Origin of the sequence: Clostridium sp. L2-50, from assembly GCF_000154245.1 — a bacterium.
Classification (GTDB): Bacteria; Bacillota; Clostridia; order Lachnospirales; family Lachnospiraceae; genus Coprococcus.
In genome coordinates, this window is sequence record NZ_DS480312.1 from 300,546 (window position 1) to 327,500 (window position 26,955).

General features: G+C 41.7%; 14 protein-coding genes, 6 tRNA genes, 1 rRNA gene and 1 pseudogene (1 of these 22 cut by a window edge). 1 reads left to right on the forward strand and 21 read right to left on the reverse strand.

Translation table 11 applies throughout. From position 1 onward, the window contains the following. Positions 1-15: 15 nt before the first annotated feature. On the reverse strand, positions 16-2,409 hold the full coding sequence (locus tag CLOL250_RS01560; RefSeq protein ID WP_044944591.1) for a S8 family peptidase: 2,394 nt from the start codon (positions 2,407-2,409) through the stop codon (positions 16-18). Between the two features lie 178 nt (positions 2,410-2,587). Here CLOL250_RS01560 and CLOL250_RS01565 point away from each other — a divergent pair, with 178 nt between their 5' ends. Further along, a complete protein-coding gene (locus CLOL250_RS01565) occupies positions 2,588-3,013 on the forward strand; it encodes an FKBP-type peptidyl-prolyl cis-trans isomerase (RefSeq protein WP_044944594.1) in 426 nt (141 codons plus the stop codon). A gap of 481 nt (positions 3,014-3,494) precedes the next feature. Here the strand turns inward: CLOL250_RS01565 and CLOL250_RS01570 are convergent, their stop codons facing one another. From CLOL250_RS01570 to CLOL250_RS01660, 20 genes and pseudogenes are all read right to left on the reverse strand, one after another. Continuing rightward, positions 3,495-4,820 carry a uracil-xanthine permease family protein gene (locus CLOL250_RS01570; protein ID WP_008400227.1) on the reverse strand — a complete coding sequence of 442 codons (1,326 nt, stop codon included), beginning with the start codon at positions 4,818-4,820 and terminating at the stop codon, positions 3,495-3,497. 245 nt (positions 4,821-5,065) lie between these two features. Beyond that, a complete protein-coding gene (locus tag CLOL250_RS01575) occupies positions 5,066-7,321 on the reverse strand; it encodes an ABC transporter permease (protein ID WP_008400228.1) in 2,256 nt (751 codons plus the stop codon). 36 nt (positions 7,322-7,357) lie between these two features. Then, positions 7,358-8,068: an ABC transporter ATP-binding protein gene (locus tag CLOL250_RS01580; protein ID WP_008400229.1), complete on the reverse strand. Its 711-nt coding sequence runs from the start codon at positions 8,066-8,068 to the stop codon at positions 7,358-7,360. A gap of 255 nt (positions 8,069-8,323) precedes the next feature. Then, complete coding sequence (locus CLOL250_RS01585; RefSeq protein ID WP_008400230.1) at positions 8,324-8,863, reverse strand: histidine phosphatase family protein; 540 nt, start codon at positions 8,861-8,863, stop codon at positions 8,324-8,326. 383 nt (positions 8,864-9,246) lie between these two features. Further along, a pseudogene (locus CLOL250_RS01590) lies at positions 9,247-9,438 on the reverse strand (serine dehydratase beta chain); the annotation flags it as partial. Positions 9,439-9,604: 166 nt separating this feature from the next. Further along, complete coding sequence (locus tag CLOL250_RS01595) at positions 9,605-17,896, reverse strand: leucine-rich repeat domain-containing protein (RefSeq protein ID WP_044944598.1); 8,292 nt, start codon at positions 17,894-17,896, stop codon at positions 9,605-9,607. A gap of 523 nt (positions 17,897-18,419) precedes the next feature. Then, positions 18,420-19,118: a zinc metallopeptidase gene (locus CLOL250_RS01600; RefSeq protein ID WP_008400233.1), complete on the reverse strand. Its 699-nt coding sequence runs from the start codon at positions 19,116-19,118 to the stop codon at positions 18,420-18,422. A 72-nt stretch (positions 19,119-19,190) separates the two neighbouring features. Then, positions 19,191-19,658 carry a hypothetical protein gene (locus tag CLOL250_RS01605; protein WP_049941074.1) on the reverse strand — a complete coding sequence of 156 codons (468 nt, stop codon included), beginning with the start codon at positions 19,656-19,658 and terminating at the stop codon, positions 19,191-19,193. A gap of 39 nt (positions 19,659-19,697) precedes the next feature. Next, positions 19,698-20,012 (reverse strand): YbjQ family protein, encoded by a 315-nt coding sequence (locus CLOL250_RS01610; protein ID WP_044944604.1) that lies wholly within the window; start codon positions 20,010-20,012, stop codon positions 19,698-19,700. Between the two features lie 447 nt (positions 20,013-20,459). Further along, on the reverse strand, positions 20,460-22,517 hold the full coding sequence (locus CLOL250_RS01615) for a leucine-rich repeat domain-containing protein (RefSeq protein WP_008400236.1): 2,058 nt from the start codon (positions 22,515-22,517) through the stop codon (positions 20,460-20,462). A 112-nt stretch (positions 22,518-22,629) separates the two neighbouring features. Then, positions 22,630-23,010: a glycosyl hydrolase 53 family protein gene (locus CLOL250_RS01620; RefSeq protein ID WP_008400237.1), complete on the reverse strand. Its 381-nt coding sequence runs from the start codon at positions 23,008-23,010 to the stop codon at positions 22,630-22,632. A gap of 66 nt (positions 23,011-23,076) precedes the next feature. After that, positions 23,077-23,250: a hypothetical protein gene (locus CLOL250_RS13875; RefSeq protein WP_008400238.1), complete on the reverse strand. Its 174-nt coding sequence runs from the start codon at positions 23,248-23,250 to the stop codon at positions 23,077-23,079. 239 nt (positions 23,251-23,489) lie between these two features. Next, a complete protein-coding gene (locus CLOL250_RS01625) occupies positions 23,490-24,005 on the reverse strand; it encodes a zinc finger protein (RefSeq protein WP_008400240.1) in 516 nt (171 codons plus the stop codon). Positions 24,006-24,285: 280 nt separating this feature from the next. Next, positions 24,286-24,371: transfer RNA gene (locus CLOL250_RS01630), tRNA-Leu, on the reverse strand. Between the two features lie 15 nt (positions 24,372-24,386). Then, positions 24,387-24,459 (reverse strand) — tRNA-Val (locus CLOL250_RS01635). A 26-nt stretch (positions 24,460-24,485) separates the two neighbouring features. After that, positions 24,486-24,559: transfer RNA gene (locus CLOL250_RS01640), tRNA-Asp, on the reverse strand. Between the two features lie 20 nt (positions 24,560-24,579). Next, a tRNA-Ile gene (locus tag CLOL250_RS01645) sits at positions 24,580-24,653 on the reverse strand. Between the two features lie 12 nt (positions 24,654-24,665). Beyond that, a tRNA-Val gene (locus CLOL250_RS01650) sits at positions 24,666-24,738 on the reverse strand. 24 nt (positions 24,739-24,762) lie between these two features. Continuing rightward, positions 24,763-24,836: transfer RNA gene (locus tag CLOL250_RS01655), tRNA-Asp, on the reverse strand. Positions 24,837-24,993: 157 nt separating this feature from the next. Continuing rightward, positions 24,994-26,955 (reverse strand): 23S ribosomal RNA (locus tag CLOL250_RS01660) (it continues 926 nt past the right edge of the window).

Consider the following 26,955-nt stretch of genomic DNA (forward strand, 5'->3'; position numbering starts at 1 on the left):
ATGATGTCTGTCTTCTTATTTCTTTTTTAATTTTATTTTCTTGCTATAACTGCCATAAGTCTTATTACACTTTGCTCTGACGCGGTACTCATAAGTCTTTCCGGACTTCGCAGTCTTATCCGTAAAGGATACCTTCTTACCGGAGGTCAATTCTCCGATCCGTTTCCACGAACCATTCTTCGTCCTTCTGTAGATCCGATAGCCCTTTGCACCCGCTACCTTTTTCCATGTCAGGCTTACACCTGATTTTTTGTTTGTTATCTTTGTTATCACTGTCTTTGCAAGATTTATACTGTATGGTACTTCTATCTTGCCACTGTAGTTACCCTTACCTGTGATCACGCAAATGGCAGTTCCCGGTTTATCTGCATTTTTATAAGTTACCTTATAATCAGATCTTGCAAGTCCACTTACAACAGCCTTCGGCTTGCAGTTTTTTCCTGCATATATATAACTCGTCTTCGACAGCTTTACCTTCTTCTTCGTCATATTCTTTTTAGATACAACCAGTTGGTAGCCGGCACTTGCGCTTTTATAATTTGCATCCGCAGCCACCTTGGCTGTGATCGTGCAGGAGCCTGCTTTTTTGATCGTGATATAACCGAACTGATCCGGCTCTGCAACAGCTGTATTTGACGACCGGTAAACTACTTTTCCTGTAGAATTCGTAGTTACCTCATACTTATAGTCAGCATTTCCGTACTTCTTTGTAAGCTTTTTCTTTGTAAATGATATCTCCGGCATGGCCTTCTCTGTTCCATCTGCATCATAATCCGTATATCTGGTATCAAGTCCCATATCATCAAAATAATCATGAAGTTTAATAACTCCCCAGCCGTACTTCTCGTCCCAGCCAAGAGTTCCTCTGTCCTCCGCATATTGCTTCAGACGATTCTTAACCCCTTTATAATTCAATTTGGGTTCTATCATCTTAATGTAAGCAATTGCCGCCACTACATGCGGTGTCGCCATCGACGTACCGGACATAGACTTCTTACCGCCACCAAGATATGTGGATACAACCGCCGTTCCCGGAGCAGCAAAATCGATCATGTCTCCATAGTTCGAATAATCCGAGGCGAACATTCCGTTATTTCTGATCGCTGACACGGTTATGACATTTTCTTTATTTGCAGGATACGTCATAGCAACATCAGATGCCTTATTCCCTGCTGCACAGCACACAACCGTTCCTGCTGTCTCGGCTTTCTTTAACACATCCTTCAAATAAGATGAATATGCCCATAACATTCCGGTCCAGCCGAAGCTCATATTTACCACATCTGCTTTCTGGTCTACTGCATATTGCAGTGCACTTCGAATTGCAAGATTCGATGATTTCCCATCTCCGTCAAATGCCTTCAACACCATAAAATTCACATTATCAGGTGTATTATCCGCTATTATTCCTGCTACATGCGTACCATGTCCGTTTTCGTCTACATATGCGGTTGTCTTTTTAACAGAATCAGAGCCTTTAAAATAAAAGCTTCTCCTCTTATCGACTCTGTTATTAAAAATCTTGTTTGTCGTATCCAGGCCGGTATCGATCAGGGCAACCGTCACATCTCTGTCTACCTGATAATAGTCATATTCAGCCTTCAGATAGCCCATACCCATATAAGATCCGCCCCATGACATTGTCTTATAATCTGTTACGCCGGTAAATGTCGCCAGCACGTCATCCGTAACAACCTGATCTATATAGCAATTATCTTTTCCATAATCAGATACCAGCTCATAATATGCATACTTTGTATCGGCTTCCGTTTCAAACTGCAGCACATATTCATTATATTTACCGTAATGAAGAATCTCGGAAGCACCATAATCATCTGTCAGCTTCCTGCCGTCCGTCAGAACCATAAGGCGCTTCAACTGATAGGTATCATCCGTCTTTTCCTTCTGAATGTTCTTATCTTCCGAATCTGCCAACTCTGCCGAATCCTGTTTCTCCGGTTCTTCCCACGTATCATTGATCAGAGCAACTACATCTGATGCATCATCCACTTCTTTTATCTTTGCATTCAGTGCATATTCACTCTGTATATTCTGTTCAGACTGTGTAGAAGCATCCTCTGTGTCTATCGAAGCCTCACTCCGGTTCATCAGATCATCTGATTCTTTATTATGCGCAGCATCCCCACTCAGCTCTGACACAGTATAAGAATCTCCGTGAATCCGAATCGTATTCTCCCGAGTATCCTCCGAAGGCAGATCCTCTATGTCGTATGTATGTATCGATGTTTTATTCGAATCTGTTCCTGTCTGATCCGAAAATCCTGTCTTCTTATCCGACAGTCCACCCCATGTAAAAACTGTGCATGTCAAAACAGCAGCCATTCCGATACAGATTCCTGCTTTTTTATAATTTGTCTTTCGACTGTTATTCTTTGAATCTTTTCTCATATTTTTCTCTTTCCTTAAAAACTGTCTTATAGCAGCATTATTCTTTATTGTAGCACATATCAAAAGTTTTGTGAACCGACGCGGCACTTTCAGGCAAAGGAATTTCACGAACATTTTATAGTCATTCTATCCATTTCATGTTAGAATAAGACATTCAATGAAATCGGAGGAATTTTTTATGAGTAACGAAGGCAAGAAATGTACGGTTCACTATACAGGAACATTTAACGATGGAACAAAATTTGATTCATCTTATGACCGTGGCGAACCGATCGACTTTGTATGTGGTGCAGGCATGATGATCAAGGGCTTTGACGAAGCTGTTAAGGGCATGGCGATCGGTGATATCATCGATGTACACCTTATGCCGGAAGAAGCATACGGCATGCCGGATCCTGAAAATATCTTGACCATTGAGATCAGCCAGCTTCCCGGTGCTGAGGATCTGGAAATTGACCAGAAGGTATTCCTGTCAAATCCAGCCGGACAGTCTTTCCCTGTTAAGGTAACCGCCAAGGATGACACTACGATCACCTTTGATGCAAACCATGAGATGGCAGGCAAGGAACTGAACTTCAAGATTGAACTTCTGGATGTAGAATAAACAGGAAAAAATTATGTACACCTGATATAAAATCTCCCAGACGTTCCGGATATGATATACTACGAATTTCTACTCGTCACACGCATCTATTCGCTCATGCTCCTGTGCCAACTCGCCTTTCAGGCTCAAACAGGCACCCGCATTCGCTGATAGCGTGTTTCTCGCAACAAAATTCTCGTATCTATCATATCCGGAACGTCTGGGAGATTTTTTATACCAAGTATACCACATTATATCCTCTAACATCTTCTCAATCTACATAAGCCTGAATCCAGCTTGTAATACAAAACTGCCATATTAAGACCTCAAGCGAGGATTTCGTTATGAAATGCATATACCAGCAAATGTGGGTGCCTGTCTGAGCCCAAAGGGCGAGTTGGCACAGGAACATTTGCGAATCAGGTATATGCAGTTCATCGAAACCACAGCGTGTCTTAATATGGCAGTTTTGTATTACAAGCCAATTCAGGCTTTATTCATTTTACTCGTCGAATTCGTAGTCTTTGCCCGGAAGGATTGCGTTTAAAGCAATTCCAAGGATAGCTGCGATAGCAAGTGATGTTAATGTGATAGATGTTCCTGCAACTGTGAAGGTAATACCATTACCGAATCCAAGTCCGCTGACAAGGATAACAGCAGCAACGATCAGGTTACGCGACTTTGTGAAATCCACCTTGTTCTCAACAACATTACGAACACCGATAGCTGAGATCATTCCATACAGCATGAAGCTGACACCACCGATGATCGATGCAGGAAGTGAACCGATACACTCAGCAACCTTTGGTGAAAAGCTGAGAAGGATCGCATATACAGCAGCCAGACGTACGACTCTTGGATCGTATACACGGCTAAGCTCAAGAACACCGGTATTCTCACCGTATGTTGTATTTGCAGGGCCGCCGAATGCAGCAGCAAATGCTGTAGCAAGACCATCACCGATCAGAGTTCTGTGAAGTCCCGGATCCTTGATGAAATTATTTCCTGTTGTAGCTGAGATTGCCGAGATATCTCCGATATGCTCCATCATGGTCGCAAGAGCGATAGGTGCCATTACAAGGATGGAAGTAATATTGAATTTACAAAGCTGGAACGGAGGAAGATCCACCCATCCGGCATCCTTTACTGCCTTAAATGTGAAGATTGCAGATCCGTCCGGATTGTGAACACCACATTTGAAAAGAATAAATGCAACTACATATGAGATCACAACACCCATAAGAATCGGAATGATCTTGAACATTCCTTTGCCCCAGATATTAAAAATTACGATAACTGCAAATGCGATAATTGCAAGAATCCAGTTTGTTTTTGCATTATTTACGGCTGATGGCGCAAGACTCAGACCGATACAGATAATGATCGGACCGGTAACAACAGGTGGAAGGAAACGCATAACTCGTTTTACGCCAACCAGTTTTACAACCAGTGCAAGAACCAGATACAACGCACCTGCTACTACGATACCACCACATGCATAAGGTAATTTCTCACCCATAGACATATCTTTGAAGATTCCGGTATCAAGATTTGCGACTGTGTGAAAGCCTCCTAAGAAAGCAAATGAGGAACCCAAAAATGCAGGCACCTTTAATTTTGTACATAAATGGAAGAATAATGTTCCGATTCCGGCACAGATCAGTGTAACCTGAATGGATAAGCCCTCTCCATTAAAATAAGTATTTACCAGAATTGGTACTAAAATAGTTGCACCAAACATGGCAAACATGTGCTGCAAACCTAACAGCAACATTTTCGGAACACCCAGTTCCCTTGCATCATAAATCGCTTCTTTTTTCTGATTCATAATAATCTCCCTTCTTCTATTGTACCTGTTTTACTGTGATACTATCGATCGAAATGCACGCCTTCTTTCGACAAAATCTCCAGCACACCATCTTTACGATGATAACATAAGAAGGGAGATTTGTGAACTGCAAATCTCCCTGTTTTTTTATAAATTTGTTATATTTGTAAAAACTTTCGATATTGAAAGTTTTTAGGTCGTTTTTGTTTCAGATCATTCAATTTTGAACATTACGATCAAATGACTTATTCAACATTTTTCAGCGCCTCATCCATTGGGATCCGTTTAATCCTTCTTACCTGGAAAACAGCGATGATTCCATAGGCTGCCATCGCCAGGATAAAGATCGCAGGATAAATATACGGAGCAATATAGATCGTCATCCATCCACTGATTGCTTCCTTCATCATCACATAATAGATGCCGGAGATCGCCACCTGTGAGAGAATGATTCCAAGGATGACACATACTGCCATCACCCAGGTTGTTGCAGACAGATACAGCTTGTTGATCTCTTTGTTCTCATATCCAAGGATCTTTACCATGGATATTGATATGGTATTCCTCTCAATGATCAGCTTTGTAAGCAGATAAACCATCAGCATGAACATCGCCAGTGCGAATACCTCAAACATATAGAACATCTGCCCCATGGAACGATCAAGCTGTCTTGATACCTTTGTCAGATCTTCCTCTGTGACGACTGTCGCGATCAGCTTCTCATCAATATCAGTCAGCTTCTCATTTGAGAAATATCCGGAGAAATATCCCTCTTCGACATCGAACATTTCCCGATATGTCTTCTCATTCATAAATACTGCCAATGCCGCAGGATATGTGCACACACCGGAAACCTTTATCTTATAAGAATCGGATGAATATTCCTTATCCAGCGTGATCGTATCCCCGTTTTTCAGTTTATATTTGTCACGAAGTCCGTCAGAGATCAGCATTTCTCCATCCGCAGGCTGTACCTTGGAATACTTGCTGTCATCCGAGATACCATAGACCATGACTTCTTCATCTCTTATATCTGTTTTATAGATCAGGGAAGTTACCAAGTATTTCTCTGCATCCTTGTTCTCTGTTTCCACAGGCATTTTCAAAACGTACTGATAATCCGCAAGCATGTTGTCCAGTGTTTCATCCTGATAGTGTTTTAAAAGTGGCGACATCATCATTCCGAACATCAGCAAAACGATCGCAAATGTTACTCCAATAAACAATACGATATAGCTTGGCAGATTCTGCAGGATCACACGTATACGGAATCTGGTAAAGAAACGGAAATGTGGCAGCTTGACCGCTTTCTTTCTCCTTGACTTTGAAAGATCCCGTCTGATAAACCGAAGCGGTGACATACGGAGCTTCGAATAGATCATCCATGCTGTTATGACAAGCATCAGCACGATCGGAATAACCGTCGTTTTTACAAATGCTTCCGCATTCCATTTTGTCACATATTTTGTCAGACTGTAACTTCCATAATACATTGCCACACAGACATTTTTAAATACTGTATATCCCAGAACATTTCCGATTACAGCTGCTACAAATGTAACCAGGATCGGAAGAGAAATGTAATGTGCCAGTAATTCTCCTCTTGTGTAACCGGAGGCCCGAAGAGTACCGATCGTGCCGGCTTCCTTTACGATCGTATTGTTGATCGTAATCGCAAAGATAAATGCCATGATCACGATTATAATATAAAGCAGTGTTTCCACCATTATCGAATCACTACCCATATCCTCTCCGGTAAAATTAATTGCCTGATTCGTATATCTTGGAATAAACTTCTCCACTTCTCCATACTGACTGATCACCCTTGCAAGATCATCGGATACATCCTTCTCCGCTTTCTCATCTTCAGGTTCATCGTCATAGATCCAGGCATAAGAATAATGCATCAGCCCTTTGTCAAAGCTTTCAAACCGTTCATCCGTTACGATCGCAACACCGAACAGCACGGAATCAAACATCGTATCATTGTTATTCTGGAATAATGTGCTGTAATCAGATAATGCTACAAAGCCCGATACCTTATATGTCTGCCCATCAACCGACAGATCATCTCCTACCTTGATCCCATTATTTTCCGCATACATACGGTCAATTGCAATCTCGTCCTCTGCCGTAGGGAACGCTCCCTTCATCAGACAAACCTTATCCACATCTGTACGATTCTTAAAAATACGGAGTGTACTTTCATCCCCATCTTTTTCTACGATTTTCTCATAGTAATAATTCTCATACAGCTTTACACCCTCATCTTCAATCGCTCTCTTCACCTCGGATGATGCTTCATCCTTGTACTCAAAATTACCGTTCTCGATATTATACTTATCAAAGCTCTCATCATATGTAGCGATCATACTCTTACCGGCTACCAGAAAGCCGGACACAAAACCAATACTCAAGATCATAAACAGGAAAATAACCAGATACTTTCCAAGATCGGCAGCCAGCTCCTTCGGCAGCCGTTTCCATAATGGATTCTTCATATTATAAATTCTCCTTTTCTCTCTGCCACTTCTGTATTACCAGTCAAGCTCCATTGCAGGAACCTTTACATCATTTACTATATTCTTACGGATCATTCCATCACGCAGCTTGATCACACGGTCAGCCATATTCTTGATCGCATCATTATGTGTAACCATGATAACGGTATTTCCATATTTCTGATTTACATCCTCGATCAGCTTCAGGATCTCCTTCGAGGTCTTATAATCAAGTGCACCTGTCGGTTCATCACAGAGCAGGATATCCGGATTCTTAACAATAGCCCTTCCGATCGATGTTCTCTGCTGCTGTCCACCGGACAACTGATTCGGAAGCTTATGTCTGTGCTCATATAAACCAAGCGTCTTTAAGATATCATCGACATCGAGCGGTGAATCACTTAAATATGCACCAACCTCTACATTTTCCTTTACGTTCAGATTCGGGATCAGATTATACATCTGGAATACATAGCCAAGATGCTTTCTCCTGTACTGTGTCAGCGTCTTCTCATCCATATCAACTGTTTTTTCCCCATTGATCGCTATATAACCGCTGTCGGCATTATCGATTCCGCCTATGATATTCAGTAACGTAGATTTACCGGAACCGGATGGTCCAAGCAAGACACAGATTTCTCCCTTCGTCACTGTAAAATCCAGTCCTCTTAATACCTCTGTCCGGTTCTCCCCTGATCCGAAGCTCTTTTTCAGACCACTGATCTGTAAAAAATTCTGATTTTCCATTTAACTGTTCCTCCTTTTTAACTCGTCTAACAATATTCTTCTAAACGCTGTGTAATTATTTATTCTTTTCTTTGAACATTTGATTATTTGTTCATATGTTTAATACCACATGTATAAACTGTTGTCAACCCTTTATTGGTTTTTAGTTAGTTTCTTCTAACATTATACTGTCAAATTTCTGTTTTTGTATACAAAAAGCCGGTACTTATTGATAAAAAATATCAACAAGTACCGGCTTTTTACCGAATGCCTCATTTAAAAGTTATATTCCCGGATCTCGCAGTTCTTAATCCCGAAATGCGCGAATTCTTCATTTGTCATATCATAGAAATATGACTGCACGATTCTTGAAATTCCATTATGCGCAACCAGCAGATATGTCCTATGATCCGACTCCGCCTTTACATCATCTAACAAATTATAGACACGCTGGCACAGATGCATCATCGTCTCCCCGCCATCATAATGATCGAGGAAATGGGATTTTGCTTCCATGAATTCTTCCCCATTTCTGGGTGTTGATTCAAACCGTCCAAAGTTCTGCTCCTTTAATCTCGGCTCCATCCGCATCGGAATTCCTGTCATCTCCGATATATGTCTGGCAGTCTCGGCTGCACGAACAAGTGGTGAATATAATATCTCATCGATTCCCGGCTGTTCCTCCGCCAGCTTTCTTCCAAGCTCTTCTGCCTGTTGATGTCCAAGCTCTGTAAGTTCAATATCAGTTGCACCGCATATCTTATTCTCCACGTTCCAGATCGTCTGTCCGTGTCTTGTAAAAAATACTTTTCCCATGTTGTCTCCTTATTCTCATACTATAGAATTGTACGGTGGCTCTGAGACGAGAAGGGTGTAACAGCGCACTCTCGTTCTATTCCTTACGCAACAGTACTAAGTTCGCCGCTTTCTTGCGGCTCACTAAGGACTGGCGTAAGGAAAGGTCTGTTACACCCTTCTCGTCTCAGAGCCACCGCACAATTCTATCCAGACGACACTTTCTATGATGGGAGATGATGCAAAGCAAGTGGCCATAGCAGCACACTGCCTGCTCATCTCCCATCATAGAAAGCGCCTGTTTATTGGATTATATATACTATAATTTCACACCGGCTGTCAACTTTATTCCATAGGATTTCACAGGCTCATTCATGTAAGAACCTCTACAGACGTTCAGCAACCGCCATTCCGGTAGCGGTAGCTGCAAGGCCTCCTTTTCCTGTCGCCAGAAACGATCCGTATAACCCGATCTCCACCTTTCGGATGGGTTCATCCATCAGCTTATAACAGATATATCCGATCCTTACTGCACCTGCCGTATGCGAGCTGGACGGTCCGACCATGACCGGACCTACAATATCAAAAATACTCATTCTGCCACCTTCCTGTTAAAAGGAAAGGCCACCGATATCTTCTGCATTCCATACAACTCTGTCGCCCAGAAATTCCATGAACTGGCATTCGATACTCCGGTGGCCTTTCACCTTATACTATGAAATTGTCATATGATCATCCATCATGAGAACATATTCACAGCTTTTATTTTGTCTTCTTATATGTTACCTTTGAAGGCATCTTCGCTTTCTTCAAAAGTTTCACATACTTAGTATACTTACTCTTCGGAAGTTTTACAACCGGTTTTTTATGAATACCGTTAAATACATTCTTGCCAACTGTCTTAAGCTTCTTTGATGTGATTGTAATATTCTTAAGCTTTGCATCCTTATAGAATACCTTACTTCCAAGCTTTGTCACACCCTTGCCGAGCTTAACGGTTGTAAGTGCCTTACATCCTTCAAATGCGCTGTTACCGATCGTCGTTATATTATCTCCTATCGTTACGGACTTCAGATATTTATAACCCTTAAATGCATTCTTATTAATCGCTGTAATCTTATAAGAGATACCACCGATCTTGACTGTCTTGCCAAGCTTCAAGGTCTTAAACTTCTTATTTGTCTTCTTATAAGAGCTGCCTGTTACCGTAACGGTTCCCTTGCCATTTGTAGCTGCCTTGGTCACTTTATACTTCACACTCTTTACTGCATAGGTCTTGCCCTTACTGATCGTAATATTAAATGTCTTGCTTAATGTGCCGGTATAACCGTTCTGGCCCTTGATGGTCATGGTTGCCTTTCCAGCATTCTTATTATTCTTGTAAGCCACTACATAATCTTTTCCTGCTGTAAGAACCTTACCGCCTAATGATACCGTAAGCTTGGACTGTACCTGTGCTTTTCCGGTATATGCTTTGTTCACGATACCGGATACAACTGCCTTGCTGATATCCGTAACTTCCGGTGTTCCCGGATTCGGGTCAACCGGATTTGGATTGTCAGGTGTCGGTGTCGGTTTTGGATCCGGCTTACCAGGATCCGGAGTCTCCTCCTTCTTTGGCAGAATTTCCTGCTTCTGATAACCGCAGACTGTACATTCATAGGTCTTAATACCGGTTGCCGTTGTTGTTGGAGCCTTCGTGATCTCTCCGGCATTAAATGTATGTTCTTCTGCTTCTGTCTTATCTCCGCATGTACATTCTTTCCAGTGCTTCGTTGCATCTGACTTCCAGACAAATGTATGAGCATGTTCCTCACCAACCAGGATTCTTACTGACAGGATAATACCCTTATGAGCATTGCTCCATCCAGCAGTTTCTGTCCAATCATAATTTGTGATATCACTCGGCTTATAACATACCTTATAATCTCCCGCTTCATTTATAACAGTTGTTTTTGCTGTATACCAGTAGTAATAGCCGCCTTCAACATCCGGAAGCTCTACATCCCCTAATACAGTTCCCTGCTTCACCGTTATCTCATCAAGTTCAGGCTTGAATCCCGGTTTTGCAGGTTCAACCGTTACTGTAATTGTAATATCCTCTGCATTTTCATAAATATCTCCGTTTTTCGGAGTATAGACTGCCTTAAATGATCGACTTCCTACCTCCCCAAGGGAAATGCTGCTATCTACCCATGCAAATGTTCCATCTTCTGTCTCCGGAATTGTTACATCTGCAAGCGTCTGTCCATATGTTCCCTTCAAATCTGTCGGAACTGTATATGTCGGAATCTGTTTCTCTGATTTCACTGTAAGTTTCACTTTGATCCTTACAGATCCATTTGCCAATACTTCATAAGCATCTTCCGCAATATTTGCCTTGCTCCAGTCATAATTTGTAATATCTGTCGGAATAAAATATGCATCATATTCCGCTGTTCCTGCCTTTTCAATCACAGTTGTCTTATCAACCCATTGATATTTACCTTTCTTCGCAGTCGGAAGCGTTACACTTTCCAATGTTTTACCTGCTATGCCCACGCATGCATTCGGTGTGTCCATAACAGGAGTTCCTTTAGCCACCTTGGTAAATGTCAGCTTAAATGCTGCAACTGTCTGATTCTTACCGCATACTTTGACAGTCACAATCTGTGATGAACCAGTAGCCTGCTTTGGAGTTCCATAGATTTTTCCATTTTTTAATTCCAGGCCGGAAGGAAGATACGATCCTTTTGCCAATGAATATGTAACCTTTGCTGTCGCATTGTCAATATCATTTGAGATTTTTAAAGCTGTCAGATCATATAGCGGGTGATCTGCTGTTGTTGTAATTCCCACAACTGCTGTGTCTACAGAATCCTCTTCTTTATCCAGTACGATCGCCGTTGCCGTATCGCTTGCCATATTTACAGTAAATATGGTTGGTTCGTATGGCATATTTGCTGTCCAGCTTGCATCATCACTCTTTGTCATCGAGCTGTCAGAAGAACCATATTTGATTGCATCCACTGTCAGGTCATCGATCGGTGTACCTGTTACAGTTACGCTTACTGCTGCTCCGCCTCTGATATAAACGGAATTATCTCCCTCTATACCCGTAGTCTTCATATTTGATCCCGTGGATGCAGCTAATGAAACAGGTGCATCTGTGCTTTCTGCAAAACAGAATTCCGGATATTCCAGTTCTGCTTTATAGTAAATATTTGAATACGTTCTATACATATCCGGTTTGGTAGATGTAAGGATATATCCATCTCCTATAGAGGCTGCATTTACAGTCTGATCCAGAATACCTTCATTGATAATAGTTCCTTCATTTTTCAGTTTACCAAAGCACAATGATGCATCCGCCTTATTTATAAATCTGGCTGTTGTATCCATTGTTAATGTCGTTGCAGTTAACAATGTCACATCACCTGTGTTGGTAAATGTTCCTGATACTGTTGTATCAGAATACTTGTCTCCTTTGCAGTAGAATGAACCATGGTTGGTGATCGATCCATTCAGCTCTGCATCTCCTGTATATGTAACCGTAGTGCCTTCTGCTATTGTAATATCCGACTTGTTCAGTACATGCAGATCTCTTGTTGCTACATCTTTATTGATCGTATAAGTTCCGCCAACATATACATCCTGATAATCCTCAGCATATAATCCGCCATTTAATGTATAGTTGCTATCCTGATACAGGTATGTCACAATACCTCTGGATGTTCCGGTCACTGTACGTTTTCCAACTATATTATTAACAGTACACTGCGCCGCTACAACATAGTTACTGCATCCTGTTTTATCTGTAACTGTTATATTTCCTACAGATCCTTTGTATACCAGAACGCTTCCTCCCAGATCTGTACCGGTTGAGTTACTGATTCCAAATGATGTGGTATCCAATGTTATATCCACATTCCCCTTAACGGTCGAATCATTTAAGAACCAGCTCTTGCTCTTACTGCCAAGACTCCAGTTACCAACAACATCAAAGGTTGCATTTCCCTGAATCGTACTTTCATAAAATCCATATGAATTGCTCTTATTTGATATCATACTGTTTTTATAATCTGCAAATGCTACCTGACTGCCACTTGCACCGATCCTGATATCTGCATTCTTTCTTACAGTTCCGCTTTTTGCAAAATACATACTATAGGTCTCTCTGGATGGTGTCTGCGCCATATGAGCCTTATCTGTAAAATGGAATACAAGATCATCTGCACTTGCCTCCTGCAAGCCGTAAACATACTGATAGAAAGATCCGCCGGTTGCATAAAGTTCCACTTTCTTTACATCTGCATTATATGCTCCTGCAGTCCGATAAGAAATTGTTCCACCCTTCACATACAGACTGACTGTACCGTCTACCTGCGCCTGAGCAGTTCCCTTACTTGATGTACCTGCGCCAAACAAACCACCGATAGATCCACCATACATATAGATAGAGATATCTCCCTCATAAGGTGTATTATCTTTATATCCATAGATCGACCGGCTGCTCAGATCATAAGATGTCTTTCCACCAATTTTTAATGCCCGTCCGCTGTCGGCAACACCATCATGATTATCATCCGGATAGATCGATACTTTTTTACCGGAGCTATCGGATGCATCCGACATGATAACAACGGAATGTCCTTTCAGATCAATATCACTATACTCTTTTACATCCAGTTCTTTCGTCAGATCCGTTACCTTATATCCTGCTTCTTCTACTGTAAATACAACCCTACACTCTGCCTCAGAACCGTTTCTTCCTGTAATACGGAAAACCGTTTCTGTCGTTTCTGCTGTATCAGCAGGTGTACCAACTACCTTTCCATCCTGCAGAATCAGTCCGTCCGGAAGCTTGGAACCGGCTTTGATCCTATACTTCTTCGATGATCCGTACCGAAGAGATGTATCGTTCTCAAGTTTTAACTGATTCAGATCATATGCCGGATCTTCTGCTGTATACTCGGTATCTTTTACAACGACCGGATCCGAATACTGTTTTGTACATGTGATCTGCTTTGCTATATATTCCACATATATCTCTGACTTCTCCTGTGGAAACGTCAACGCGCATCTTCCGTTTGCATCTCCCTCAACAGCCTCTCCGCCATTTACCGAAAGTACTGCTGTATATCCCGGAATATCTACATAAGTAATATTCTGAGTCGTATTACCCGGCAGATAATAGTCAAGTCCATTTCCATCTTCGCTGTCGCTCCATCCAAAATCCTCAGCAGATGAATATCCGGTGATACCTTCCATATTCGATGTTGCCGTTACTTTAAAATACAGTTTCGACCAGTCACTGATATCTGTATCTTCCGCAAAAGAACCGATCACCAGCCATTTCGCCGTGCTACTGAATGTCTTACCGGACACAACACCCTTATGAAGGATCTTACCGGATGTATTCTGTGCCTTGATGTCATCAGCAGTAAGCTTTGCATCTTCCTCTATCGTTACCCAACAGTAATTTGGTTCAAATGATCCAAATTCGCAGTTATCATGGAACCAGATCTTTGATAAATTTCCATTTGTTGTAAACTTATCTGCTTTTACGCCTTTATTGATCGTACATTCTGTTCCACGTTCCAATGTGAATGTTCCTGTAAGCTCAACTCGTGCATTCGCTATGATCGTTGCAAATTCTTTTACTACCAGAGAATCTCCACTCAATAACTCATTAATCACATATTTCTTATCCAATGTGATCGCTCCTGCTTTATCAAGTAGAGAGCCTGCGAAGAATGCATATGACGCATCCTTGATAGCTGCAGTTCCAACTGTTGCATTTTTTCCTGTTTTAACAGCTACACATCCATCTAATGAAGCTCCGGATCCCAGTCCATATACATTATTTACGGTACCTCCCTGAACATCAACGACAACCGCATCGCTGTCTGTATATGACATCTGAGAATTATACGCGCCATATATCGTACCCACAGAGCCACTTAACATGGTGATTCTGACCGATCGGTCACTATTCTGTCTGTCAACTCCCTTGATCACATAATCAGACAGATCTGCACTGTACATAGCACTCTTTCCATCCGGTTTACCATCTTGGTCATCATCCGCATAGATTCCGGTAACTGTAGTACCATCTGCCAGCTTCATCTCCTGAATAACTGCTGAAGTACCATTTAAATTGATTTCTTTCTTCTCTTCGTCAATCGTCAACCTCTCACTGGTACTTTCCTGTACCTGCTGTTTGGTTGAAACGATCACATTCAGTTTTAATACTGCTTCCGTTCCGTTCTTACCTGTTACATGAATATCAGTCCGTTTTCCATTTTCATATAATACCGTAGGTGTTCCAATAATCTTTCCATCTTCGATCTTCAGTCCCTGTGGAAGATCATATGTAGTATCTTCTTTATATTGTACTGTACCTTCTTTTGCATCATTGATGATCACAAGTCTGGTCAGATCGTATAATGGTGCCTCGGATGTATATTCTTTATTTATAACAGCACAAGGATCTGCTGCCGCTTTTTTTATCGTAATCGGCAGGCCTTCGAATGTTACAACGATCGTTACCGATTCATCCGGCATATCGAAACTGTAATTATAACCCGATACTGCAAGTTCGGAACCCGTTGTTTCCGAATCTTTCTTTACAATTGCTGATTTCATCTGGTATCCGGTGGAAGTTGAAATATAAACACTGATACTCTGTTCATTTTTTCCATAATATACACCGGGATCTAATGAGATTGTTTCCCCCGATCCGGTAGAAACAGCACCCGCATTTTTATTGTACGCCAGTTTTATTGGATAATAGATCTCCGCTGCATTCTCTTCTGCATCGATCTGTCCGCCATTCAAATAGATCTTTGGATTTGAAGACGTAAGGCTCTTTATTGCATTTGCCTTTATCGTTCCCTTATTCAATAGCATGGTAGACGATGTTATATACAAATGCTCTTTTGCTGTTACTGTGACATTTTCTGAAACCTGAATGATCGCAAGCGCAGTTGAATAATTTGCATAATTACCAAAATATACATTGTCAGCAGAAACATCCTCATTCAATACAACCGTTCCACCATAGTAGATATCGTTTCCGATCGTTATGATTGCAGAACCGGTTTCATTTGTATTCGGAATAACATAACATGTGGATGGCAGTTTACAATCATCTTTTACTGTCATTGTAAGTTTTGTATTATCTGCCAGAGTATTACTGAACCGAAGTGAACTCATGGCACTGAAGTCCGTATTTTCAATCTGTACATTTACATGATGTTCGTCCGTCGATGTCGCATAAGAAGCAAATTGGACTGTATCATTAGAGCTTCCAAATACTTCACTGTCTCTTATCGTAAAGTCAGAGTTTCCATAAATTGTAGATGAACTTAACGGCTGCATTGCCTTACAACGAATACCTGTTACATCTACTGTAACATCTCCATTTATTGTTGCTCCCTGCAACATATAATATGTATTCGAGCCTGCAGACGAATTTGAATCAATCACCGGTTGACCATTCTCATCCAGGATTGTACTGTCATTTTCATGTGCAGATGTAAACATTACATTCTTATCTGCTTTCGCATAATAAAAGCCAGTATATGTAGACCAGATATTTTTTGAACTGTTAATAATACAGTCATCTCCGAAATAACCACTATATACTATATAGATCGACCAGCTTGCTGTACAATTGGTCACTGAGATCTTCTGTGCAGCCGAGGTCTTATAGTTTTCAGAAGTATATCCTGAATAACCATAGATACTGTATCCCTTACAATTATCCAGACTGATGTCAGCCGGACCGGTCACATTCGCGGAACCGGATTGGTAACCATATATACTTGCACTTCCACCATCAATATCCTGCATGGTAAGTTTCAAAGAATAGATCTGCTTTACACCGCTCAGGCCATACACGATACCGTTTACTTTACAATTCTTTATTGCAACATCAACGGTATACCCATCCTTTGCGCTTCCCCGACTGATAAATGAACATTCGGAACTACTTCCCATGATCGCCCCAGAACAGATACAACCCTCAATCAGTATAGATGCATGTCCATAAATACCTGACGAATAGGTACCATATATATTTGCAAAGGTTCCGCTTCCGCCCAGGATCTTTAGATCCAAATCTCCCTTTACAGCACTATTATTCGTGCCATAAAATGTCCATTCTTTTCCGATATAATTCTTTAATGATACAGCCAGATTATTTGCACTACCTGAATTTAATACATGGAATTCACTTTGACTGCTTACATTGATCCCATCAGCATCAAAATTCACATCACCATTTACTGTACTGCCGGAAAGCACAATTCCGGATGTATCAGTCCCCGTAAAACTAACATTCCGTAATTTCACATCCACATTCTTCTGCACAGTACTTCCTGATGCAAGTGCATTGATCATATAATAAGATCCGCCATTCAGGGATAAGGACACATTTCCACTGATCTGAGCAGTTTTTCCTATATATAACGGCCCACTGCTTACCGATGTATCCACAAATTGAAGTTCCACATCTCCTTTTACCTCTGATTTCTCTGCTGCGGTTAATACTTTCAGATCAGCCTCATTCAAAGCCCGCACAATTAATGCAGTACTGTCAGATTCTGTCTCAATACAGCCTCCGTATACGCCATACACCGATCCCAGCTCTACACCATCTAATGTGATCGCAAGTGGCCGATCTGACTTCTGTTCATATAATCCGTAAACAGGCATCCCCGGATACAGAATATCAGCACTTCCATCCAGTTCAAATGCTGATTCACCTTCATCCAACTCTCCATTCCTGTTTTTATCATTATAAATATTGATATATGTACTCTGTGATGTCGATTTGTCAGATTTGCGAATAATAACAGAATTACCATTCAGATCAATTCCCATTGTACTTCCTGCATCATTTTTTACATAGGTGACTCCCTTTGACGGATCTGCCGCCTCATATTCCTGATCCGATCCGCTGTCGCCCTGCACATCTATCGCTGCCTGTACAGAAAGCCCCTGCGTCATACAGAGTCCTGCCGTCAACGCCAGTGCCGCTACATATCCTCTCATGTTTCGTTTTCTCATTCTGTCCTCCATTCATTGCTGTCCGGAACCGCATTCCGCCAATTCCTGTGTATACGTTGATATACTATAAATTGCCAGTTATCCAACCCCTTGGGATAACTGGCAATGTCATTATGTTTCCGGTTGTGATACCTTGGGCATATTTTTGTGTAATCTTCTAATTTATTGCACAATTTCGTATTAATTTTGTGAGAAACTATCCAAATTTATCACACCATGGATATTGTAGCACATAATTTTTATAAATACTATTCACAATTTTGCAACATATTTTTAGGTATTTTTACTAATTTCAGCATTTTATTTGTATATTTTGTACTATACACTACTGACATATACCGATTATTCCTATATTAACCTATACGCTTTCCTGTATTCATTCCTTTTTACAAAATAAAAACGTGACCGGAAAGATCATAGCAGTTATCTCTTAACACTGCTGTCTGTACCTTTCGATCACGTTTTTTATATTCCGGCATTCTTATAACAATCTCTACCGAAACATACGATATTTACTTTTTGATTATCTTCTTCTGTTTGTAAGCAACAGCAGACGTACGAGCTGAAGAATCGCTGTTACCATTGCTGCCACATAAGTAAGTGCCGCGGCAGTTAAAACTCTCTTAGCACCGCCAAGTTCTTCTTCCGTCATAAATCCGCCATTTCTTAAGATTGCAATGGCTCTGCCCGAAGCATTGAACTCAACCGGCAATGTTACGAACTGGAATACAACGACCAGCGAGAACAAAATGATTCCGAATGTAATACATACGTCCAGTCTCGGGATCAGTAAACCGATCAGGATCAATGGCCATGATAATGTAGAACCAATGCTTACAACAGGCACGATCGCCGAACGAAAGCTAAGCGGTACATATCCTTCCGCATGTTGAATTGCATGACCACACTCATGTGCTGCTACGCCTATTGCTGCAATCGACCTGGAACCATATACATTCTGTGACAGGTTCAGTGTATGATCCTTGGGATTATAGTTATCCGTTAATTCGCCTGCGATCGGTCGAATCGCCACATCTGTAATTCCCGCATTTCTGAGGATCATTGCTGCCACCTGCTCTGCAGTAAATCCTGATCTTGTCGATACTTTCTCATATTTCTTATACGCCGATTTCACCTGAGCAGATGCGATCAGAGACAGAACAACTCCGATCAGAACTAAAATATACGTTGGGTCAAAATAAAAATAAGGCATATCACTCATCTCTTTCTTATAGTTTATTTGTAATAGTCTTTCCCTTTAAATTCTCCCGTTTCCAACGGAATATACAAAATCCTATTTTCTTCTTCTCTTTGATTTTTTATCCATCGATTCGCCATACATTTCTCTGTACATTTCTTCTCGTGGATCAACCTCATCATTTTTTCTGTCTGCCAGAAGCACTCTGCCTACAAACCCAAGTCCTCCAAAGATCAGTACCAGAATTAACAGCCAATCAAATAATGTCATACTGGTAAGATGAATATTTGTTGACAAAATAACTGCTATTACGATCAAAAGTCCTGCCAATGCAGAAAAAACCTTTGATGCAAATGAATCTGTCATAAACATCCATACAATTCCAATGATCAACGGAATCACTACCATACCGGAACTGACTCTTGCTCCCCAGATTGACAATCCTCCAAATGAAGAAAAGAAACTGGATGATACAATTACTTTCTGAGACAATATAAATAACCCTGCTACCAGCATAACGATTCCGGCAACAAATGTCATTAGCTCATGTTTTGGTTTCTTCATATACTCCTCCATTTCTAACACTGTGTAGAAATCAATCTGTTAAGCTGTAAACTTCACTGCTGTTCCGGAAACAAGAATTTCTGCGCCACCGGCAACAATTGTTGTTGAAGCAAATCTGACATTTACGATCGCATCTGCTCCCATGCTCATAGCCTGATTGATCATATACGAAATCGCCTTATCTTTTGCATCAGCCATCATCTGTGTATACGCCTGCATTTCTCCTCCTACCATATTACGAAAGGATGCACCGATATCTTTTCCGATATTCTTACACATAACACAACAACCTGTTACCAATGAGATCACCTGATACTCTCTTCCCGGTATATTTTCTGTATTTACTACTACCATTTTCTTTTCCTCCTGTGTTTTCCATAACCTTTTTATTTTCCTGCTCCCTGCAGGCTTCTTTATCATACCACGAATAAACGCAACCTGTAAATCATTTTATACCGCACGTTAATCCCGTTAAAACATGCATTTTTTATGTGTTCTTTTCACAATTCATTGACACCCTGAACATAGAATAAACACATTTATCCTTTAATATGAATACCATCAAAGGAAAACAAAACCAAGAGGGCATCACCGAAAATGTGGTCAGAGCAAGCGTTTTCGACTGTATGTCCTCATATCTAAAAAAGTGCATACCTGAATATCAGATACACACTTTATAATTATTGCTTACTTTCATTTTTCATAGATTCCCTTCCTTCGCCCCGTGGCATTACCTGCCGCGGGGCTTTTGTTATCCTGACAGAATATATATATTCGTTCTGTTATTAAAGGAATGGATCTTTATTTCTTAATCTTTACGCTCTTTGCCGCTCCGGCACTTCTGATGATCTTCTTATATGCTGAAAGCTTCTTCTTGGGAACTCTGATCGTAGCCTTTTTATTGATCTTTGCAAATGCTGATTTTCCAATCTTCTTTGACTTGATCTTACTGCTCTTGATCGTAATCGTCTTCAATTTACTGTCACCGTAAAAAGCTTTGCTTCCGATCTTTGTAACCTTTGCAGGAATAGTGATCTTCTTCAGTGCGATACACTTTGTAAATGCTCCATTACCAATCGTAGTCAGCTTGGCATTCAGGGTAACACCTGTCAGCTTCTTGCATCCGTAAAATGCATTCTTACCGATTGATTTGACATTACTTCCAAGCTTCACTGTTTTTAACTTTTTACAGTTCTTAAATGCATTATTTCCAATCGATGTAACCTTGAATTTATAACCCTTATACATGATCGTTGCCGGAACCTTGGCTGTCTTTAATGACTTACCCTTCGTTCCATATAACGCTGCTGTTCCTTTCGTCTTGTGAGACTTTGTTATCTTATATTTCAGATTTCCGACTGTGAATTTCTCACCGACATCCGGAAGCTTTGCTTTTACAAATTTCTGGATGTACTGGTTCTTTGATGTATCTATGTCATTCTGATTTGCTCCGGCAAAGCTGTTCTTAGATACATGAGATACATTTGGAGGAATCACCATCTCGTGAATATTTCTGCAATCCTTAAATGCATTATCACCAATCGTTTTTAAGCTGTCCGGAAGTTTTATAGTATTCAGGTTCTGACATCCATCAAAGGTTCCGTCTGCAATCGCCGTAACACCTTCCGGAATATCAACTATATGAAGATTATTGCAGGTCTTAAATGCTCCTGTTCCGATCTCCTCTAAAGTCTTTCCAAGGAATTTCACCTCATTCAGATTGTTGCAGCCATAAAATGCATAAGCTCCAACCTTTCGTAATGTTACAGGTGTCTGCAACTCATGAAGGTTGTCGCTCTCATAAAATGCATAATCAGGAATAACTTCAAGTTTTGTCTTTGATATATCAATCACAATATTCTGGCAATAAGCAAAGCAATACTCCCCGATAGATGTCACACCGGTCGGAAGTGTAAAGCACGAAGCCCCGTCTGTTATATCTGATTTCTGTAAATTATTATTATATGCAAATGCATACGCTCCGATCGTGGATGTCTGGGAACCCTCAGCAAATTTTACTGTATTCAGATTCCCGCACTTATAGAATGCATAATCTCCTATAACCTGCACGGATGCAGGAATTACAAATCCTCCGTTTAATGACACCTGCTCGCAGGCATATGGCAGAAGAGTCACAACTGTCTCCGGTATATTATAAAGACCATTTCCCGTATAATGGAAGGCAGGTGCCAGACGATACATCATCGTTCCATCTTTACTTAACAAAACTTCACCTGTATTTTTAGGATTCGTCACTACCTCATCACCGGAATTATCATTTGGTTGCTGTGTCCATGCACGATCCCATGCATGTGTTGTAAAATATGCATTTGCATCTGCAACAGCAAACTTGCCAACAGAAGTACAGCCCGCGAATGCGCCTGTACCGATCTGATTCAGATTTGTCGGAAGTGTTATAACTCCTCCGGCATTCTGTTCAGAATTCAAGATAACAAACTTCCCGGTATCCACCCCTGTCACAGAATCAAGCACCGGCTGATACGGATAGATCGTATTCAGTTTACTACATCCGCTAAATGCAAAATCACCAAATGATATTACAGTATCAGGCACTGCTGTAAACTCCAGCTCTGTCATATCTTTAAATACTTCTGCCCCGATTCCTGTAACTGTCACACCACCGATCGTCTGCGGAACCACAATCTCTTTTACGTTTCTGTCTCCTGCATAAGCAGTAACCACACCATCAGCACCACAAACAAACAACGTAGCATCCGTATATGTATATTCCTGTCCTTCACCCTCTGCTTTTGCAGTGGCTGCTGAACCAAATAACATCGATACACATATACAGGCCACTGCCGCAAGTGTTATCCATAAGCTTCTTTTCTTTTTCATTTTGTAATATAACCTCCCTTTATAAGTTCTTCTTTTACAGTTTTTTCTCTAAAAACTGCCATGTAAGATTCATTCTACCATGCCCCATCCGAAAAAGATAGTTTATTTCTATTTACCCCTGACAGTCCTCAAATGAATATTCTGCCCACGCCTTTGGAGCTTTCTGCTTTGCAGGATCTGCCCAGAAATCAGAATAATGAAAATCAATCAGTACCTTAAGCCCTGCTTCGGATGCCCATTTACCCATTGTGATTGCAGATGCCAGATCATTATTTTCTCCGCCATAACCATTCCCGTCAGAATCATATGGATCATTCCAGACACGAAGTCTTATATAATTGACACCACAGGATTTAAGGAATGTAAAATATTCCACATTTCCAAGTTCATTTCCGTCGTAATCATAATATTTTACGCCACTGTTCTTTAACGAAAGATAAGATGATACATCAACGCCCTCCAAAAAAACCTGTAAAGAGAACTTATCTTTCAAAATTTTTCATTGGATGTTATTCTCTTCACAGGATTTCATTTTTACTTATATTTTATATCACAGAAGTTATAATCCTTCTGATTTCACTTCACTATTCGTTTCATCCATATGTTCATCTGCATTTTCACCAATTATTGAATCTGTCGTCCTCGTTTCATCTTTGACTGTTCTCTGGCAAGCACTCATGCTGCAAGCTATACATATAACTCCCGCTAACAGCAATCCCTTATATCGCCTCATAATGTACCTTTTCCTCTCCAAATCTAATCTGTCTAACCATAGCAGATAAACACCATATCTACGATTTCCTGTATCGACAATTAATATCCTACCATATTAAATTCATAATAAAATGGATATGTACAAAACGACCGGTAGATGTACAAATTAACATCTGCCGGTCATTTTACAACAGGTCTGTCAGCTGCTATCTGTTGCTTCTCTACCCTGCAATTACAGGATCAGAACTCTTTAACTTTTTATTTATCTTTACCACACCCAATACAAACCCTTGATGTCGCATTATTCTTTGAACCACAATATCTGCAGTACCATCCTGTCTGCGTTTCTCTGGAATTACCCATCTGTGCCGCTGCCGAAGCCAGACTGGGTTTCCCACTATTTGGTCGCAGAGTGCCACAACCTGCACATCTTGTTGCATCTGAACTATTAGGTGTTCCACAGTGATTGCAATACCATGTTGTCTCATTCCAACCGGACTGTTTTGAAGTATTCATGTTGTAACCCATGCTGCCATATGATCCAACATTTGAGTTTCCCATAGAGCCTGTAGATGATATTGATTGCAATATTTTCTTAATATCCAAAATATTGTTAATCAGTTCAACAAATACGCCAAGTCCCCAGATCAGGACAAGTCCCCCCAGCCATATAAGCAGACCTATTCCGACTTCCTCAGCCATCCCCACAAATCCACCTATAACAATCGCTGCTACCAATACCCAAAGTACTCCTTTTGACATTCTTGTAAACATTTTTCTTCTCTCCTCGCATTAAACATTTTCTTATGTGTCTTCGAAAAAATATATTCGTTATTTTGAAGCAATATATTTTTTCTTATCAGCAAATTCACTTTACCATAAACATATTGTACGAAAAATACCTTTGTACAAAACGACCGGCAAATGTACAAATTAGCACATTTACCGATCGTTCATTCATATATAACCCCCTATTTTGCCCCTATTTATTTTTTTACACAACAAAAAAGCCTGAAAACCTTGATTTTACTTAGGTTTCAGACTTTAACTTTAATGCCGGCGACCGGAATCGAACCGGTACGGGAGGTTAGTCCCGCAGGATTTTAAGTCCTGTGCGTCTGCCAGTTCCGCCACGCCGGCATGTCCTTTGGACAATGGGACCTACAGGGCTCGAACCTGTGACCCTCTGCTTGTAAGGCAGATGCTCTCCCAGCTGAGCTAAGATCCCATATGAAATTTTTGCGTTTCCGCAAGCGACCCGGATGGGGTTCGAACCCACGACCTCCGCCGTGACAGGGCGGCGCTCTAACCAGCTGAGCCACCAGGCCATATTAATTTAAAAACGTAGTGGACGTTCGGGGACTCGAACCCAGGACCGATCGGTTATGAGCCGATTGCTCTAACCAACTGAGCTAAACGTCCTCATGTTATAAATGGGACCTACAGGGCTCGAACCTGTGACCCTCTGCTTGTAAGGCAGATGCTCTCCCAGCTGAGCTAAGATCCCATATATAATTTTGCTTAAAGCAAGCGACCCGGATGGGGTTCGAACCCACGACCTCCGCCGTGACAGGGCGGCGCTCTAACCAGCTGAGCCACCGGGCCATATGGTAATCGCTTCGATGATAACAAGCAAAACTTCGTTCACATCTTACGTTTGATGGATACATGTTCTATTATTCATGTACCTTCAGAATTTCATACAGAAAGTCTTGCGACTTCATCTTTTCCAATCTCTTTCTCGCTTATCTTTCGAACCTCTCAGGATAAGTCTTCGACCTATTAGTATCTGTCAGCTGAATGCGTTACCGCACTTACACCTCAGACCTATCAACCTCGTAGTCTTCAAGGGGTCTTATTTCTTTAAAGAATGGGATATCTAATCTTGAGGGGGGCTTCACGCTTAGATGCCTTCAGCGTTTATCCCTGCCGGACTTGGCTACTCTGCCATGCTGTTGGTCAACAACAGATACACCAGCGGTCCGTCCATCCCGGTCCTCTCGTACTAAGGACAGCTCCTCTCAAATATCCTACGCCCACGCCGGATAGGGACCGAACTGTCTCACGACGTTCTGAACCCAGCTCGCGTACCGCTTTAATGGGCGAACAGCCCAACCCTTGGAACCTGCTACAGCTCCAGGATGCGATGAGCCGACATCGAGGTGCCAAACCACTCCGTCGATGTGAACTCTTGGGAGTGATAAGCCTGTTATCCCCAGGGTAGCTTTTATCCGTTGAGCGATGGCAATCCCACGTTATACCACCGGATCACTAAGTCCTACTTTCGTACCTGCTCCACCCGTCGGTGTCGCAGTCAAGCTCCCTTCTGCCTTTGCACTCTTCGAATGGTTTCCGACCATTCTGAGGGAACCTTTGAGCGCCTCCGATACCCTTTCGGAGGCGACCGCCCCAGTCAAACTCCCCGTCAGACATTGTCCCCCAGCCGGGTCACGGCTGCAGGTTAGAAACCCAGTACTGTAAGGGTGGTATCCCAAGGTCAGCTCCATGACAACTGGCGTCATCATTTCCTAGCTTCCCACCTATCCTGTACAGACAGTACCGAATCCCAGTATCAAACTGGAGTAAAGCTCCATGGGGTCTTTCCGTCCTGGCGCAGGTAACCAGCATCTTCACTGGTATTTCAATTTCACCGGGTGTGTTGTCGAGACAGTGCCCAAATCATTACGCCTTTCGTGCGGGTCGGAACTTACCCGACAAGGAATTTCGCTACCTTAGGACCGTTATAGTTACGGCCGCCGTTTACTGGGGCTTAAATTCAAACCTTCGCTTGCGCTAAGCTCTCCTCTTAACCTTCCAGCACCGGGCAGGCGTCAGCCCATATACCTCACCTTTCGGTTTTGCATAGACCTGTGTTTTTGCTAAACAGTTGCTTGGGCCATTTCTCTGCGGCCATATCTCTATGGCACTCCTTCTCCCGAAGTTACGGAGTCATTTTGCCGAGTTCCTTAACAACACTTCTCCCGCCGGCCTTAGGATTCTCTCCTCATCCACCTGTGTCGGTTTACGGTACGGGCACATACAAAACAATAGCGGCTTTTCTTGGCAGCTAGCTCACCAGCTTCGTTACTTATAGTTCACTCCGCATTACGTCTTCTCCTTGCAAGGGGGTTTTGCCTCCCTTACGGATACCTCGCTTGCACCGGCTTTTCCATTTCCGGCTCTGGCTTTCTCTCTGCGTCCCCACAGTTCTGTTTGTATGTGGTACAGGAATTTCTACCTGTTATCCATCGACTACGACTTTCGTCCTCGCCTTAGGCCCCGACTTACCCAGGGAAGATCAGCTTTACCCTGGAAACCTTAGATATTCGGCCTTTAAGATTCTCACTTAAATCTCGCTACTCATTCCGGCATTCTCTCTTCTTAACACTCCACTGCTCCTTCCGGTACAGCTTCGTCACGTTAAGAATGCTCCTCTACCAATGTGTTCACATTCCATAGCTTCGGTGGTGTGTTTTAGCCCCGGACATTTTCGGCGCAGGACCTCTCGACTAGTGAGCTATTACGCACTCTTTGAATGTATGGCTGCTTCTGAGCCAACATCCTAGTTGTCTTCGAAATCCCACATCCTTTACCACTTAACACACACTTTGGGACCTTAGCTGATGGTCTGGGCTCTTTCCCTTTTGACTACCCAACTTATCTCGTGCAGTCTGACTCCCGTACATCATCTCTGCGGCATTCGGAGTTTGATAATCTTCGGTAA

Bases quoted from the DNA above. Each gene is read 5' to 3' on its own strand.
- CLOL250_RS01565 (WP_044944594.1), top strand. From the start codon at position 2,588: ATGAGTAACGAAGGCAAGAAATGTACGGTTCACTATACAGGAACATTT.
- CLOL250_RS01560 (WP_044944591.1), bottom strand. From the start codon at position 2,409: ATGAGAAAAGATTCAAAGAATAACAGTCGAAAGACAAATTATAAAAAA.
- CLOL250_RS01575 (WP_008400228.1), bottom strand. From the start codon at position 7,321: ATGAAGAATCCATTATGGAAACGGCTGCCGAAGGAGCTGGCTGCCGAT.
- CLOL250_RS01600 (WP_008400233.1), bottom strand. From the start codon at position 19,118: ATGAGTGATATGCCTTATTTTTATTTTGACCCAACGTATATTTTAGTT.
- CLOL250_RS01605 (WP_049941074.1), bottom strand. From the start codon at position 19,658: ATGAAGAAACCAAAACATGAGCTAATGACATTTGTTGCCGGAATCGTT.
- CLOL250_RS13875 (WP_008400238.1), bottom strand. From the start codon at position 23,250: ATGAGGCGATATAAGGGATTGCTGTTAGCGGGAGTTATATGTATAGCT.
- CLOL250_RS01625 (WP_008400240.1), bottom strand. From the start codon at position 24,005: ATGTTTACAAGAATGTCAAAAGGAGTACTTTGGGTATTGGTAGCAGCG.
- CLOL250_RS01570 (WP_008400227.1), bottom strand. From the start codon at position 4,820: ATGAATCAGAAAAAAGAAGCGATTTATGATGCAAGGGAACTGGGTGTT.
- CLOL250_RS01580 (WP_008400229.1), bottom strand. From the start codon at position 8,068: ATGGAAAATCAGAATTTTTTACAGATCAGTGGTCTGAAAAAGAGCTTC.
- CLOL250_RS01585 (WP_008400230.1), bottom strand. From the start codon at position 8,863: ATGGGAAAAGTATTTTTTACAAGACACGGACAGACGATCTGGAACGTG.
- CLOL250_RS01595 (WP_044944598.1), bottom strand. From the start codon at position 17,896: ATGAGAAAACGAAACATGAGAGGATATGTAGCGGCACTGGCGTTGACG.
- CLOL250_RS01610 (WP_044944604.1), bottom strand. From the start codon at position 20,012: ATGGTAGTAGTAAATACAGAAAATATACCGGGAAGAGAGTATCAGGTG.
- CLOL250_RS01615 (WP_008400236.1), bottom strand. From the start codon at position 22,517: ATGAAAAAGAAAAGAAGCTTATGGATAACACTTGCGGCAGTGGCCTGT.